We start from the raw sequence: 14,964 nt of genomic DNA, 5'->3' as shown, positions 1-14,964 counted from the left end.
GTTAGGTATCGTTGTTGGTGAAGAGAAAGTCAAATAATCGAAATCGGAGTGTTTAATGTCATTTGTCTCCGTCGACGAGCACGCTGGCCGTGAAAAAGTCGATTTTGCTGAGTGGGAAGGTTTCAACACCGGAAACTGGGACTGGGAAATCGATGTCCGAGACTTCATTCAACGCAACTACACCCCCTACCTGGGTGAAGCGGACTTCCTAGCCGGCCCAACGGAAAAAACTTTGCGTCTATGGCAGACGCTTGAGGAGAAGTACCTCTCGGAAGAGCGCAAGCGCCGCGTTTACGATGTTGATCTTGAAACTCCTGCGGACGTTGATGCTTTCGGCGCTGGTTACATCAGCGAGGATGACGATGTAGTGGTTGGCCTCCAGACCGATGTTCCGCTGAAGCGCGCGATGATGCCTGCCGGTGGGTGGCGCATGGTTGAAACCGCCATCAGGGAAGCCGGTAAAGAGCCGAATGAAGAAGTTAAGAAGATCTTCACTAAGTACCGGAAGACGCATAACGATGCGGTATTCGACATCTACACTCCACGCATCCGCGCGGCTCGCTCCTCGCATATCATCACGGGGTTGCCCGATGCATACGGTCGCGGCCGCATCATCGGTGATTACCGTCGCGTAGCGCTTTACGGCGTTGATTACCTGATCGCCCAGAAGCAGGCTGACAAAGACCGCTGTGCGGACCAGCCTTTCTCGGAAGACTGGGCGCGTGATCGCGAAGAGATTTCCGAGCAGATCAAAGCTTTGAACAAGCTGAAGAGCATGGCTTCGAAGTACGGATTCGACATTTCGCGTCCGGCCTCAACGGCTAAAGAAGCCGTGCAGTGGACCTACTTCGGCTACCTCGGATCGGTTAAGTCGCAGGATGGTGCCGCAATGTCGTTCGGTCGCCTGTCCGGCTTCTTCGACGTTTACTTTGAGCGCGATTTCGCTCGCGGCATCCTCACTGAGGAAGAAGCGCAAGAGATCATTGACGCGCTTGTTATCAAACTTCGCATTGTCCGCTTCCTGCGTACCGAAGCTTACGATCAGATCTTCTCTGGTGACCCGTACTGGGCAACCTGGTCCGACGGTGGTTTTGGCGAGGACGGACGCACGCTCGTAACGAAGACCTCGTTCCGCTTGCTCCAGACCCTGGTGAACCTCGGCCCGGCTCCCGAGCCGAACATCACGATCTTCTGGTCCCCCGAGCTTCCCGAGGGGTACAAGAAGTTCTGTGCGAAGGTCTCGATCGAGACATCCTCGATCCAGTACGAGTCGGATCACCAGATCCGCGACCGCTGGGGAGATGACGCAGCTATCGCATGCTGTGTATCCCCGATGAAGGTCGGCAAGCAGATGCAGTTCTTTGGCGCTCGCGTCAACTCTGCTAAGGCCCTCCTGTACGCCATTAACGGAGGCCGCGACGAGGTGTCCGGCAAGCTGGTTGTGCCTGACCATACTCCGGTTGAGGGCGATGGTCCGCTGGATTTTGATGAGGTATGGAAAAAGTACGAGCAAATGCTCGATTGGGTGGTCGGCACCTACGTTGAGGCGTTGAACATCATCCACTACTGTCACGACCGTTACGCCTACGAGTCTATGGAAATGGCGCTACACGACTCGCAGATCACCCGCACGATGGGTTGCGGTATCGCGGGCCTGTCGATCGTTGCGGACTCGCTGTCGGCAATCAAGTACGCGAAGGTCACGCCCGTGCGTGATGAAACTGGCCTCGTAGTTGATTACGTAACCGAGGGCGAGTTTCCGCGTTACGGCAATGACGATGACCGTGCTGATGACATTGCGGCAACGATTGTTCACACCGTGATGGAGAAGATCAAGGCCATCCCGATGTACCGCAATGCAATCCCGACCCAGTCGGTGCTGACGATTACCTCGAACGTGGTTTACGGTAAGGCCACGGGCTCGTTCCCGTCGGGTCACCAGGCCGGCACACCGTTCGCGCCGGGTGCAAACCCAGAAAATGGTGCAGACACACACGGAATGCTTGCTTCCATGCTTTCCGTTGGCAAGCTCGACTACTCCGACGCGTTGGACGGTATTTCGCTTACCAACACGATCATTCCTTCGTCTTTGGGACGAAACCTGGAAGAACAGATTGAGAACCTCGTCGGTATCATGGATGCCGGCTTTATCAAGAAGGATTAACAAAATGACTGTAAAGAGCTTTGATGAACGCCTCGCATCGATGAAGGCAAACCGGGAAGCGACCGGCGGCGTTGAGGGCCTGTACCACGCCAACATTAACGTGTTGAACCGTGAGACCCTTGAGGATGCAATGGAGAACCCAGAGAAGTACCCGCAGCTCACCGTGCGCGTGTCGGGCTACGCGGTTAACTTCGTGCGTCTTACGCGCGAACAGCAGCTTGACGTGCTCTCTCGTACCTTCCACGCGGGTATGTAAGCAGATTGAGTGACGTAACTTCGGGGCGGGCTTCGCTTGCTGGATCTTCCGGTTACTCGGAAGGTTCAACGGGGGAATACCGCCCCGATCCTTTAGAACATGAGGTTCCCCGAGCGCAAGGTGCGGGGCTGAACGGTATTGCCGCTGCCCCGCACATGGAACGATCTGAACATTTCCAGGCCGTTCGTGAAGGCAAGCTGGGCTCAGTACATTCGTGGGAGCTTGTGACCGCAATGGACGGGCCGGGAACACGGGCAACTGTGTTTTTCTCGGGCTGTCCTTTGCGTTGCGTGTACTGCCACAACCCGGACACGCTGTACATGCGTAAGGGAACGCCAGTTCTGCTTGATGACCTCATGGATCGTTTGCGTCGATACAAGACGATCTTCAAGGTGACCAATGGGGGCGTAACTTTTTCTGGCGGCGAGCCGCTCATGCAACCCGCATTCCTTGCTAACCTGCTTCGCGCGTGCAAGGAGGAGGGGATCCACACCACGATTGACACGTCGGGGAATCTGGGCGTGAACTGCACGGATAGCATGCTTGCCGATATTGATCTAGTGCTTTTGGATGTTAAGGCCGGGGACCAACAGACGTACTTCAAAACCACCAAGGCGCAACTAGAGCCCACTATCGCGTTTGGCAATAGGCTCGCGGAGCTTGGCAAAAGGGTGTGGGTCCGTTTTGTGCTAGTTCCCGGGCTTACGGACAAAAAAGAGAACATCGAGGCCGTGGCGGACATCGTGGCAGGCTGGCCCAATGTTGAACGTGTTGAGGTACTACCGTTCCACCAGATGGCGCGAGACAAGTGGGACGCGCTTGGCATGGAATACGAGTTGGAAGACGTAGAGCCTCCAACACCAGAAGAAACCGAAGCTGCGCGAGAAGTATTTCGTTCCCGCGGGATCGAAACCCACTAGTTCAGTCAGTAACGGTCTTAAGCTCGTTGCATTTGAGCAGATACACCCATATGGAAACGGCGGTTCAAATCTGAACCGCCGTTTTGTGTTGCTCTATCTACCTGGTGGATTAGATGAGTTCTTTCTTCCACGGCGGGTTCGCGCCGGCACGTGACACCGTGATCGCAGATATCGACCCAGCTCGGCCAAGCATGCGAATAACGCATTCGCGATCAATGTGAGCAAGTGCGTAACGATTGTTTGCCCCCAGCAGGTTTTCGCTCCAGAGCGCATCGATGAGTCCGCCCATGAACGAGTCTCCTGCTCCAACCGTGTCCACTACCTTCACATCGGCTGCGGGAAGGTGTACAGCTTCGTCGCCGAAGTATGCGCTTACGCCCTCGCCACCTCTGGTTACAACTACCAGGGCGGGCCCCAGCTCTAACCATTCGCGGGCCACCTGGTCTATGTCGGAGCTTCCAGTTAGCCACTCAGCGTCTTCGTCGGACATTTTTACTACGTCAGCCAGGCGGACGCATTCCTTGATGCGTTCGTATGCCTTAGCGGGATCTCCCATGATGGTAGGCCGCGCGTTGGGATCATAGGTTACGGTGGCTACTTCGCGCGCTCCTTCCAAAAGCCGCACGACATCGCTACCGCCCGGTTCCAGGGTTGCGGCAATAGAGCCGGAGTGTACAACCACGGTATCGTCACCGATCTCGCACTCGGGTAGCTTCCACTCGATGTCGAACGTGTAGGTTGCGGCGCCTGTTTCGTCGAGCCTGGCTAGAGCGGTAGAGGTCTTTTCGGCACGCATCGACTCTTCTGATACGACCACGTTGGACTCTTCCAGGTGCTTGCGCACGAGCTGGCCGCGCGCATCTGAGCCCAGCCACGTGAGTAGGCGAGCATTGCGGTCAAGCCGGCCGAGTGTAAGAGCAACGTTTGCGGGAGACCCGCCAGGAATTTCTTTTGACTCACCGCGCTGGGGAACAACAATGTCCACCAGGGCTTCGCCGATTATCAGTGCGTTTGGATTAATCATTGGACTTCCATACTCTCGAGATTTTGATCTCAGTGTATATGTTCACCCTGGGCGCGGTTTGGCCCTTTCAATCTCTGAACGTATGCCGATCGCAGATGAGGGAACCGTTGGGTACTGCCCGGTATCCGGAGGTTTTGAGCTCTTACTGAGATGAGCCTTCGCTACTCTGCCGTAGTTTCATGAGCGGGGGACGAGTCGGCGCGGGCTTGTTCAATGCGCTGTTCTGCAGCGCTCAAAACAGCATGACAGCGTGCGGCAAGAGCTTCACCGCGCTCCCAAAGAGTAAGCGTCTCCTCCAGCGGAGTTTTCCCGCTTTCAAGCATCTTCACAATCTGTACCAGCTCATCGCGGGCCTGCTCGTATGAAAGCTGACCGGGGTCAATCAACTTTTCCTTATCCATTTTCTCTCTCCTCTTTTGTAAAGTATCTAGTTCGTTGTGGGGGAATCTGATTTTGCAGACTGGTCCGCTTCATCCACCCCATGCGCGGGCTGGGTTCCAAACACGGTTGCGATCATGGAGCCACGGGCAAGCATAATTTCCAAAATGTCACCCTTCTTCACACTCGCAGAGTCTTTAACAAGGCCAACGCCGGGAGCTTTAACAATCGAGTAACCACGCTCCAAAGTGGCCTGCGGTGAGAGCGCCCGCAAGGTCGCGGCTGCCTCAACAAGGCCAGCGCGCTCGCGGTCGATGCGCGCACTCACAAAGTGGCGCATGTTCGTAACCGCCTGAGTTAGCCCAGTCTTGTAGATCTGTAGAGAGCCGGTTGGCTCTTTCAACACGGGCCTGTCTTTTAACAGGTTGAGGTACTCGCTCTCGCGCTTGATCTGCATCTGCGCGCGTGAGCGAATGCTTTCCAACGCGCGCGCGAGATTTGCGTGTTCTTCTTTCAGATCGGGCACGACTTTACGCGCGGCGTCGGTTGGAGTAGATGCGCGCACGTCTGCGACGAGATCCAGTAGGGGAGCGTCACCCTCGTGCCCGATTGCCGAAACTACGGGCTTGTTAGCTTTGAATGCGGCTCGGATGATGCGCTCATCGGAAAAGGGAAGCAGGTCTTCAACAGAACCACCTCCACGCGCAACAATGATGACGTCCACGCTTTCAATCGCATCGAGCTCTGCGATGGCTGCACTAACTTCGGGAGGACAGTTGGGGCCTTGTACGAGTACCTCGCGGATTTCGAAGCGTGCGCCGGGCCAACGCGCCATAGCGTTCACAAGCACGTCGTCTTTAGCTTTCGCGTTTCGCCCGCAAATGAGGCCGATGGTGCGAGGAAGAAAAGGTAGAAGCTTCTTGTGTTCGGCGTTGAACAGGCCCTCGGCTTGCAGTTTCTGGCGCAGTTGCTCGATCTGTGCCAGTAGGTCGCCAACTCCAACCGGGTGAATTTCGCTAGCTTGCAGGTTGAGCCGCCCAGAGCGTTCCCAGAACGTGGGTTTTACGTATGCAACTACGCGTGTACCCGCTTGGACAGCTCCGCCCGTTCTTTGAAGGACTCCGCCAAAAACCGTTACATCCATTGAGACGTCCTCATCTACGTCTCTGATGGTTAGGAATGACATGCGGGTGGAGGGGCGCTCGTTGAGTTGAACGATTTGGCCTTCAACCCACAGGGCGGACATGCGGTCAATGTACTGCTTCATGTTCTTAGAGAGCAGGGCAAGAGGCCACGGGTTTTCCCGAGTGGTTTCGCGCGCTACTTTTGCAAGCGCTGGTTTGTCCGCGCCGCGACTCGGCGTGGTCCTAACTTCCATGCTTCCCCCTGTGAGCGCCCACTAGCGCTAAGTTGTGTTGCTACCTTCTAGTTTACGAAACACGTGGGACATAAATTGTTTCAGTTTGTTACGGGCGGCAAGTTCGCCAGTTTGCGGCTATCTTAGAGGCGTGAGTGACGTATTCGGTAAAAAAATTTTGTTGGCCTCCCCGCGCGGATACTGCGCGGGCGTGGACCGTGCGGTAGATGCGGTGGAGAAGGCTTTGGACTTGTACGGTCCGCCGATCTACGTGCGTAAAGAAATTGTGCATAACCGCTACGTGGTAGAGACCCTGTCTCGTCGCGGCGCGATTTTTGTGGAAGAAACACATGAGGTGCCCGAGGGGGCGCGCGTGGTGTTTTCCGCGCACGGCGTGTCCCCGCAGGTGCATGAAGAGGCAGCGCAGCGCGGGCTTTCCACGATTGATGCAACGTGTCCGCTGGTTACGAAGGTGCATAAGGAGGCTGTACGCTTCGCGAAGCAGGATTACGACATCATTCTTGTTGGCCACGAGGGGCACGAGGAAGTTGAGGGCACTTACGGTGAGGCTCCGGATCACATTCAGATTGTGGGCACGCCGGATGAAGTGGATAGCGTGACGGTGCGTGACCCGAACAAGGTGGTGTGGCTGTCTCAAACCACGCTTTCGGTCGATGAGACGATGGAGACGGTGCGCAGGCTGCGCGAGCGCTTCCCGGTTTTGATGGACCCGCCGTCGGATGACATTTGTTATGCAACGCAGAACCGGCAAGAGGTTGTAAAGACTATCGCGCCACAGGCTGATTTGATGATTGTGGTGGGCTCGGCAAATTCTTCGAATTCGGTGCGTTTGGTTGAGGTGGCACTGGATGCGGGAGCGAAGTCGGCCTACCGGATCGATGAGGCCGCTGAGCTGGATCTGGCGTGGCTGGAAGGCGTTGAAACGGTTGGTATTACATCGGGTGCTTCGGTGCCGGACATTTTGGTGCGCGAAGTGATTGAGCGGTTACAGTCACTTGGGTTTGGTGAGGTTGAGGAAGTGCGTACGCGCACCGAGACGATCACGTTCGCGCTTCCACGCAACTTGCGTCAGGCGCTAAAACGCGAGGGTGCTGACGCGGAGGACGCAACGGGTAGGCGCACGCCGGGCCCGGACCACACCTGCTGACGCGGCTACCCGCCGTTATTCTTGGGATGAGGACAGGCTTCTCGCGGCCTTGTCTATGGGGCGAGGAGCAGGCTTGATGGAGCGCTCTAGGCTGGCGATGTTGATTGCTGTTACTCCCAATCGGCTCTCGAACGATCCGATGGTGCGATTGTAGTTCTCAACCGCGGATTGGAGGGAGCTGCCTAGTTTCCCGAGGTGTTCACCAAGCACATTTATGCGTTCGGTGAGGGTGCGTCCAAGCTCAAGGATGTCGCGCGCATCCTGCTCTAGGGAATCTTTTGCCCACGAGTATCCAACCACTCGCAGTAGCGTGTGGAGGGCGGAGGGGCCAGCGACAATGATGCCTTTTTGAAGGGCGTCGTCAAAAAGGGCAGGGTCAGCTTCGAGTGATGCAGAGATGAGCGCTTCAGAGGGCATGTATAGGACCACTAGGTCCAAAGAGCCAGCAATGACCTCGCTGTAGCGCCGGTTTGCCAGCTGGTTCACGTGGGAGCGCACCGCGCTTGCATGTGCTCTTAAAGCGCTCGAATCCTCCTCGTCAATGGCTTTCAGGTAGGCGTCCAGGGGAACTTTCGCGTCGATTACGAGAGCACCCTCGCCCGGTAGATTTACAACGACGTCTGGCCGCGCCGGGCCAACCTGCATTTGTTCGAGGAAGTCAATGCGGTTAGTCAGGCCCGACATTTCAAGCACGCGGCGCAAGGAGAGCTCACCCCAAGATCCGCGAGTGGGAGAGGACCTTAGCGCTGTATCGAGCTTTTGTGTGGCGGCAAGAACCTCGCGCCCGGTTTTCTGGCTGAGACCAAGTTCGGAGATGACCCAGTCGAGTTGATGCTTTTGCGCCGCATCCATTTGCCCAACTCGCGCATCAATGGCATGTAGTGCCTGATTTAGCGGCGCTAGCTCTTTAGAAATCTGGTAAGCCAAAGCGTCACGCGCTACGCCCTCGTTCTCGGGGGTGCTCGGGCGCGGCTGGGCGTACCGGCCCGCAAAGTATCCGCTAACGAGTCCGACTACCAGCAGTATTAAAGAAATGATCCAGCCAATTGTTGTCATGGTTCTATTAGACCGGATGGGGCGGACAAAATTTTGGACGCCCTGCCTCGCAATTTTTTAATCAACGCCCGTGGCCTAAACTATAGGCGTGGCTTTGACTATTGGTATTGCAGGACTTCCAAACGTTGGGAAGTCGACGTTGTTCAACGCGCTCACTCGCGCAACCGTTCTAGCAGCGAACTACCCATTCGCAACGATTGAGCCGAATATTGGTGTGGTTCCACTCCCGGATGAACGGTTGAAAGAGCTTGCCGGCATTTTCGGGTCCGAAAAGATCATTAATGCGACTGTGTCTTTCGTTGATATTGCGGGGATTGTGCGGGGTGCTTCCGAAGGTGAGGGCTTGGGCAACCAGTTCCTCGCTAATATTCGTGAGGCCGACGCGATCTGTCAGGTAACGCGCGCGTTTGCCGATCCTGATGTTGTCCACGTCGACGGTAAAGTGTCGCCCAAGGACGATATCGAGACGGTCTCAACTGAGCTCATGCTTGCCGACATGCAAACCCTTGAACGTCAGCTACCGAAGCTTGAAAAAGAAGTGCGGGGCAAGCGCATTGAGCCGGAGTACTTGTCTACCGCGCAGGCGTGTCTCGAAATGCTGGAGCGAGGCACACTCATCTCCGCAGGTATGAAGGCTGCTGGCCTTGACCCGGCCATCGTTAAGTCGTTCCAGCTGATGACTGCGAAGCCTTTTATCTATGTATTTAACATGGACAGCGAGGGCCTTGAGGACGAGGCGAAAATGGCGGAGCTGCGCGAACTTGTTGCTCCAGCGGAGGCCGTGTTCTTGGACGCCCAGTTTGAGTCGGAGCTGGTGGAGCTTGACGAGGACGAGGCTCGCGAGATGCTTGGCGAGGTTGGCCAGGAAGAATCCGGCTTGGATAAGCTTGCGCGAGTTGGTTTTGACACGCTTGGTTTGCAAACCTATTTGACGGCTGGCCCGAAGGAAGCTCGCGCGTGGACGATCCGCAAAGGCTGGACGGCGCCCCAGGCTGCTGGCGTGATTCACACGGACTTTGAGCGCGGCTTTATTAAGGCCGAGGTCGTCTCGTTCGCGGACCTAGTGAAGGCCGGCTCGATCGCGGAGGCCCGCGCTGAAGGCCTGCTACGCTTGGAAGGCAAAGACTACGTGATGCAAGACGGCGACGTGGTGGAGTTCAAATTTAACGTGTAACGCGGAGCGTTAATGACGTTTCGCGTTATTGGGGGGTAGGTTGAAGAGCGCTGTCTCTATCTCCGGTTTTCGTTCGGCCTCGGTCCATTCCGCTACCTCGAGTGTAGAATCTGCAAGCGGTATCGGGCCGTTGAACTATTAGGTTCACCCACAGTTCCCGTGCCTGCACGCATCGAGAAGGACCAGGTGGTGAACTCGAATGACTCGCCTGGTCCAACGTGTGTGCGCTCGGCGCGTGGTTTAACTCTTATAAGACTTGCCGGTCACAGCCTCAGCGTTTCGCTCGTGCAGCCCGCAGGCCGTTCAAGATCACGATGACTTCGGCGACTTCGTGAACCAACACGACGGCGGCCAGGCCCAGCACACCGCTGATCGCCAGTGGCATCAACACGATAATGATAGCCAGAGACAGCACGATGTTTTGGTTGATGATCCTGCTGCCTCGGCGGGCGTGCTGCAGCGCCTGCGGGATCAGCCGGAGGTCGTGGCCAGTGAAGGCGACGTCAGCGGACTCGATCGCGGCGTCAGAGCCGGTTGCTCCCATCGCAATGCCCACCGTTGCGCCCGCCAGTGCCGGCGCGTCGTTGATGCCGTCGCCGATCATCGCCGTCGGCGTCTTGGAGGAGAGTTCGGCTACGATGCTTGCCTTGTCCTCTGGGCGCAGCTCGGCGCGCACGTCGTCGATTCCGGCGATTTCAGCCAGCGCCCGGGCGGTACGAGTGTTGTCGCCGGTGAGCATGCTCACTTCCACATCGTTGGCGCGCAGGGTCTGCACGGCTTCGGGCACCTCGGGCCGCAGCTCGTCGCGGACGCCGATCGCTCCGGCGAGGGTGTCATCGACGGTGACCAGGACGCAGGTCTGGCCTTCGGATTCCATGCGCTCAACGTCTCCCTTCAGTGGCCCGGCGTCGATCCACCGGGGGCTGCCGACCAGCAGGCGTCGGCCTTCGACGGTGCCGCCGATGCCATGTCCGGCTTCCTCGCTGATGTCCAGGGCGGCGGGTGCTTCGGGCTCCGCTGCCGCGATCGCCGCGGCGAGGGGGTGCGTCGATTGCTGCTCAACTGCCGCAGCGAAAGTAAGCACCTGCGCCCGATCGAACCCGTCTGCCGGGACCACGCCGGTAACCTCGGGCTGGTTGCGGGTGAGGGTTCCGGTCTTGTCCACCGCCAGGTGACGGATGCCGCCGAGCCGCTCGAACGCCGCGCCAGACTTGATGACCACGCCGAACTGGCTGGCCGCGCCGATCGCGGCCACGACCGTCAGCGGCACGGAGATTGCCAGCGCGCACGGCGACGCTGCGACCAGAACCACCAACGCACGGGTGATCCACGTCTCGGGGTCGCCCAGCAGCGAGCCGATCACGCCGACTAGCACCGCCAGGATCATCACCCCGGGCACGAGGGGTCGGGCAATCCGGTCGGCGATCCGGGCGCGGTCGCCCTTTTCCGCCTGCGCCTGCTCGACCAGGTCCACGAGTGTGGTCAGCGAGTTGTCCGTTCCAGCTGCGGTCGTCTGGACTTCCAGCACACCGGCGGAGTTGATCGCTCCCGCGGGCACCTCGTCGCCGGGCGCAACCTCCTCCGGAATGGATTCTCCGGTGATCGCTGAGGTGTCAAGGCTGGAGCGCCCAGACCGAATGATGCCGTCCGTGGCGATCCGCTCTCCGGGGCGCACGAGCATCAGCTCGCCAGCCATGAGCTCCTTCGCTGCGACCTCGACCGCCGTGCCGTCGCGCAGCACCGTCGCGGTCTGCGGTACCAACTTCAACAGTGCCCGCAGTCCGCTCTGGGCCCGATCCATCGCCTTATCTTCAAGCGCCTCGGCGATCGAATACAGGAACGCTAGCGCCGCGGCCTCCCCGACGTAACCGAGGATCACCGCGCCGACCGCGCTGATCGTCATCAGCAAACCAATGCCGAGCTTGCGCTTCGTGACAAGGTTCCGGATCGCGCCGGGCGCGAACGTATACGCCCCTAGCAGCAGGCCGACCCAGAACAGTACTGTCGCGGGTGTCGCTAGCCCGGACCAGCCCAGCGCCAGGCCTATGCAGAGGGCTACGCCGGAGAAGATCGGCAGCAGCAACTCGGGGTCCTTCAACCATGGCCGATCGAGCTCTTCGACCTCCGCGGCGGGTTCGTGTTCGCATCCACACGCCGAGCTCATGCGTCCGCTCCCTTCTCGCCGCAGCCGGGCACCGAGCATGCAGGGTCGATGCACGGGGCGTTTTCGTCGACAGCCAACGTCGCGTTCACCAGCGCGTTGAGCGCTGCCGCGAGGTGCGGATCGGCGATTTCGTAGCGTGTCTTGCGGCCCTCCGGCTCGGCAACGACGATGCCGCAGTCACGCAGGCAGGTCAGGTGGTTCGAGACGTTCGAGCGGGTCAGGCCCAGGTCGCGCGAAAGCACGGCTGGGTAGCTCGGGCCGTCGAGTAGTGTCATCAGGATTCTGGAGCGCGTCGGATCCGCCATGGCCCGGCCGAGCCGGTTCATGACGTCGAGGCGTGAAGCAATGGTCAGCATGTGCTGAACAATATATCGTGTGCTGAACTATTCAAAATGCGCTGACCTGACAGTTACGCGAAGGTCCTGCGACCTGCAAGAATTAGTCGATGGGATAGCAGATGACTGATCCTTTGTGGTTCGGCTGCCGCCCAACGCGGGAGCGACGTGGGCGGCGAGGTTCTCGAGAAAGTAACTTTGCAACTACATACCGTTGAATTTAAGTACAACGTGTAGCTAAGGGCCTTATTAATAGCGTTTGACAACACGCGCTCCTATTTGCCGTCGTATCTCACGAGACGCTGACGTGGATGGCCGCACCATCGACCTGCAGCCTCAGGACTGTGAAGTCATTGCAAAGCAGCGTGGCTTGCACGTTGGACATAGGACATAACGACGTCGATCAGTCCATTTCCGCGTCAAAGAAGAATGTGGCTCGCCCCAACTACGACGCCATGGTGGCATCCCTCGAACGCGGCGAAATCGACGCGATCATCTGCTGGGACCTCGCTGGACAGTCCGATCGGTCGGACAGAATTACTCCCGCACCCCAGCGTAATCAGGGGTGCACCTTAAAAACATTCGGAGGTGGGGGTAACTCCCCCTCGTTGCCCAGAGACAAAATACGCCAGTGGCGTCTGTATGACGCCCCGAAGGTAGGACAAATTCCAATCCAGAGAGGTCTTGCACTGTTGCGGTGCGGTTGTCTTCTTTCTCACCGTATTGCACCCTGTGAGATTAATTGGATACGATAGAACCATGTTGATTTCAGGTTCCGTTTTCATGCGGCCGCTCACCAACCGCTAAGGCGGTTTTCTCCCTCCCGCGGGTCAAAAACCGCTCCGGTCCTTTAGCCGGGCGGCCATTTGCCATGCCCGGCTCCGTTTCAACTCCACGGAGCACACCTGATGTCTACATACGGATACGGCCGTCACGAACATGGCCAAAATTTTCTCACAGACCAAAAGATCATCAACACCATCGTCGATCTTGTAAAACAAACCACCGGCCCCATCATCGAGATCGGGCCGGGAAGCGGTGCCCTCACTCACCCGATATCCCGCTTGGGGAGGGCAATAACGGCAGTTGAGGTAGACGCAAAACTAGCTGCCAAACTCACAAAAAAGACCGCCTCGGCGTCGGTCGAAGTGGTCCATGATGATTTCCTTAACTTCCCGTTACCCGCCACTCCCTGCGTCATTGTGGGAAACATTCCCTTTCACCTCACCACTGCCATTCTTCGAAAGTTGTTGCATGCGCCGGCATGGACTGACGCTGTACTCCTCATGCAGTGGGAAGTCGCTCGCCGCCGGGCCGGGGTAGGCGCAAGCACGATGATGACGGCTCAGTGGTCCCCATGGTTCACGTTTCACCTTGGTTCCCGAGTACCAAGGTCTGCTTTCCGTCCACAGCCTAACGTTGACGGGGGGATCTTAGTGATCCGCCGGGTGGGTGACCCGAAGATCCCGATAGAGCAACGCAAAGCCTTTCAGGCTATGGTGCACACCGTTTTCACCGCCCGGGGACGCGGGATAGGGGAAATTCTCCGAAGGGCAGGGTTGTTTTCATCACGTTCAGATACACAATCATGGTTGCGCTCGCGAGGAATCGACCCCGCAACCCTACCCCCCAGATTGCGCACCAGCGACTGGATCGATCTCTTTCAGGTGACTGGTTCCTCTCCATCGCACCATCGGCCAATTTCACAATCGGGAAGTAGTCAACGCCCTCCTCAACGCAAAAAACGAGGCCGGCGGCGTTAATCTCCCCGCCACCCAAACCGAAATCCACCAGTAGTAGTGGACGACCAGTGCTGGTCTACCGTGAGCCGGGTTATGACAGTGACGTGTTCTCGTCGGGCACAGTCATAGTTCCCGGCGTTGCCGGCGACAGGGTTCTATACCCAGCAGCGGGGCCGATCAAAATTACCCGCACGGGGAACGACCCTGCTGGTGGTTTCGATTTTGATGGAAGCGAGGAGATTAGCCCCTCGACAACTCCCCGTAGCTGGCGAACAGTAGCTCCTGGCGCTGGCGCTCGTTGGTGAGTTTGCGTGCCACACCGAAAGCTTTATTTACTTCTCGGTCCATTTCGTCGTGAGCCTTGAGCAGAGTTTGGTCCATCGCTAACGGGTTGTAGTGCTCCGCGAGTGACCCCTCGGGGTGCCGCTCGCGGGCCCGCAGTACCAACTGTCCAGCGTCGATGATTCGCTGCTGCGCTTTCTCATCTAGTTCACACGGAGCTGGTCCGAAGGAGTAGCTCCCGGTGTACTCCGAAGAACGGAAAAATGAATAGTGGGGATACATCGACTTCCATTTTCCATTCTCCCGGCTCAGAGTATTGAGGGGGCTGGGACCGGGTCCGTAAACCCTTTGTGTTTTCCACGCACAGCGGTTTATAGCGACGATCCCTATAGGTTTTCCGCAGAACCTATATGTATTTCTGTGCACCCCCATGTTGTCCGTTTTAGCGGTATTTCGTTGCTACTTCCGCACTTGCGAATAAAATGGTTATTTATCGCCGACACTCCGTCGAGTTCAAGTTCAACGTGTAGTGCTTAACCTCTGCGATGAACTCTTTGATCCCGGGACGTGATGAGGACTGGGGCTATTGTTCTCCCCCGAACGCTACGGCCCGGGGGCACGAGGCTGTGTCGCAGGTGCAGGCGAGAGGACCACTAGCGAAACACAGACCGCTGAGTCGACGCAGTCACGGTAAAGACGGAGCCGTCTAGGCGGTGCTCGAGGTTGCGCGAGATACGGTGACGCTGGGCGTCGGTAAGCGATGCGCATTCCGCGACATCGATGGAAAGCTGGACTTTGCCGTCCGTCGTGTTGACGCCCTGGCCGCCCGGAGTCGACGATTTCGCGAAACGCTCCGCGAGATCGGCGGCGATGACCGCACCGTCGGGGATCCCCGGGCCGGGTGCTATGGTCATGTCGTTCATGCCGCCCAGCCTAGGTGCCCA

At 57.9% G+C, this 14,964-nt stretch carries 15 protein-coding genes; 7 read left to right on the top strand and 8 right to left on the bottom strand.

Features of this window, described 5'->3' with window-relative positions; translation table 11 throughout:
• Positions 1-55 precede the first annotated feature (55 nt).
• From HMPREF2854_RS07310 to pflA, 3 genes are read left to right on the top strand one after another with little or no spacing between them, the layout of a single operon-like run.
• Positions 56-2,164, top strand: coding sequence for a pyruvate formate lyase family protein (locus HMPREF2854_RS07310; RefSeq protein ID WP_070620993.1), 2,109 nt, complete (start codon positions 56-58; stop codon positions 2,162-2,164).
• Positions 2,165-2,168: 4 nt separating this feature from the next.
• Entirely contained in the window at positions 2,169-2,420 is a 252-nt protein-coding gene (gene grcA2, locus HMPREF2854_RS07305; protein ID WP_034509318.1) for an autonomous glycyl radical cofactor GrcA2, read from the top strand.
• A 5-nt stretch (positions 2,421-2,425) separates the two neighbouring features.
• On the top strand, positions 2,426-3,340 hold the full coding sequence (pflA, locus tag HMPREF2854_RS07300; protein WP_070620990.1) for a pyruvate formate-lyase-activating protein: 915 nt from the start codon (positions 2,426-2,428) through the stop codon (positions 3,338-3,340).
• Between the two features lie 109 nt (positions 3,341-3,449).
• Here pflA and HMPREF2854_RS07295 read toward each other — a convergent pair whose 3' ends face one another.
• The 3 genes from HMPREF2854_RS07295 to xseA form a co-directional block, all read right to left on the bottom strand.
• Positions 3,450-4,364: a carbohydrate kinase family protein gene (locus HMPREF2854_RS07295; protein WP_034509315.1), complete on the bottom strand. Its 915-nt coding sequence runs from the start codon at positions 4,362-4,364 to the stop codon at positions 3,450-3,452.
• 161 nt (positions 4,365-4,525) lie between these two features.
• Positions 4,526-4,765, bottom strand: a complete 240-nt coding sequence (locus HMPREF2854_RS07290; RefSeq protein WP_070620989.1) for an exodeoxyribonuclease VII small subunit — start codon at positions 4,763-4,765, stop codon at positions 4,526-4,528.
• Between the two features lie 26 nt (positions 4,766-4,791).
• Complete coding sequence (gene xseA, locus HMPREF2854_RS07285) at positions 4,792-6,120, bottom strand: exodeoxyribonuclease VII large subunit (protein WP_070620987.1); 1,329 nt, start codon at positions 6,118-6,120, stop codon at positions 4,792-4,794.
• 130 nt (positions 6,121-6,250) lie between these two features.
• On the opposite strand from xseA, the gene HMPREF2854_RS07280 reads away from it, so the two are divergent.
• On the top strand, positions 6,251-7,267 hold the full coding sequence (locus HMPREF2854_RS07280) for a 4-hydroxy-3-methylbut-2-enyl diphosphate reductase (RefSeq protein ID WP_070620985.1): 1,017 nt from the start codon (positions 6,251-6,253) through the stop codon (positions 7,265-7,267).
• Between the two features lie 15 nt (positions 7,268-7,282).
• On the opposite strand, the gene HMPREF2854_RS07275 is transcribed toward HMPREF2854_RS07280, so the two are convergent.
• The gene (locus HMPREF2854_RS07275) at positions 7,283-8,323 is read right to left on the bottom strand and encodes a DNA recombination protein RmuC (RefSeq protein ID WP_052038928.1); all 1,041 of its coding nucleotides are present in this window, start codon (positions 8,321-8,323) and stop codon (positions 7,283-7,285) included.
• An 88-nt stretch (positions 8,324-8,411) separates the two neighbouring features.
• Here HMPREF2854_RS07275 and ychF point away from each other — a divergent pair, with 88 nt between their 5' ends.
• Complete coding sequence (gene ychF / locus HMPREF2854_RS07270; protein ID WP_070620983.1) at positions 8,412-9,497, top strand: redox-regulated ATPase YchF; 1,086 nt, start codon at positions 8,412-8,414, stop codon at positions 9,495-9,497.
• A gap of 271 nt (positions 9,498-9,768) precedes the next feature.
• On the opposite strand, the gene HMPREF2854_RS07265 is transcribed toward ychF, so the two are convergent.
• Complete coding sequence (locus HMPREF2854_RS07265; RefSeq protein WP_034509298.1) at positions 9,769-11,661, bottom strand: heavy metal translocating P-type ATPase; 1,893 nt, start codon at positions 11,659-11,661, stop codon at positions 9,769-9,771.
• Positions 11,658-12,017: a Cd(II)/Pb(II)-sensing metalloregulatory transcriptional regulator CmtR gene (locus tag HMPREF2854_RS07260; RefSeq protein WP_034509295.1), complete on the bottom strand. Its 360-nt coding sequence runs from the start codon at positions 12,015-12,017 to the stop codon at positions 11,658-11,660. Before HMPREF2854_RS07260 ends, HMPREF2854_RS07265 begins: the two co-directional genes overlap by 4 nt.
• Before the next feature lie 290 nt (positions 12,018-12,307).
• On the opposite strand from HMPREF2854_RS07260, the gene HMPREF2854_RS08790 reads away from it, so the two are divergent.
• Positions 12,308-12,751 carry a recombinase family protein gene (locus tag HMPREF2854_RS08790; protein ID WP_223845690.1) on the top strand — a complete coding sequence of 148 codons (444 nt, stop codon included), beginning with the start codon at positions 12,308-12,310 and terminating at the stop codon, positions 12,749-12,751.
• A 153-nt stretch (positions 12,752-12,904) separates the two neighbouring features.
• A complete protein-coding gene (gene erm / locus HMPREF2854_RS07255) occupies positions 12,905-13,759 on the top strand; it encodes a 23S ribosomal RNA methyltransferase Erm (RefSeq protein WP_070429178.1) in 855 nt (284 codons plus the stop codon).
• A 219-nt stretch (positions 13,760-13,978) separates the two neighbouring features.
• On the opposite strand, the gene HMPREF2854_RS08785 is transcribed toward erm, so the two are convergent.
• Positions 13,979-14,302: a type IIL restriction-modification enzyme MmeI gene (locus tag HMPREF2854_RS08785; RefSeq protein ID WP_049189366.1), complete on the bottom strand. Its 324-nt coding sequence runs from the start codon at positions 14,300-14,302 to the stop codon at positions 13,979-13,981.
• Between the two features lie 371 nt (positions 14,303-14,673).
• Positions 14,674-14,943: a hypothetical protein gene (locus tag HMPREF2854_RS07245; RefSeq protein ID WP_005293257.1), complete on the bottom strand. Its 270-nt coding sequence runs from the start codon at positions 14,941-14,943 to the stop codon at positions 14,674-14,676.
• Positions 14,944-14,964 lie beyond the last annotated feature (21 nt).

Source organism: Actinomyces sp. HMSC075B09 (assembly GCF_001812395.1).
Classification (GTDB): domain Bacteria; phylum Actinomycetota; class Actinomycetes; order Actinomycetales; family Actinomycetaceae; genus Gleimia; species Gleimia europaea.
Note: the sequence above shows the minus strand (reverse complement) of the source record. Positions and strands in the feature narration are given on the sequence as shown.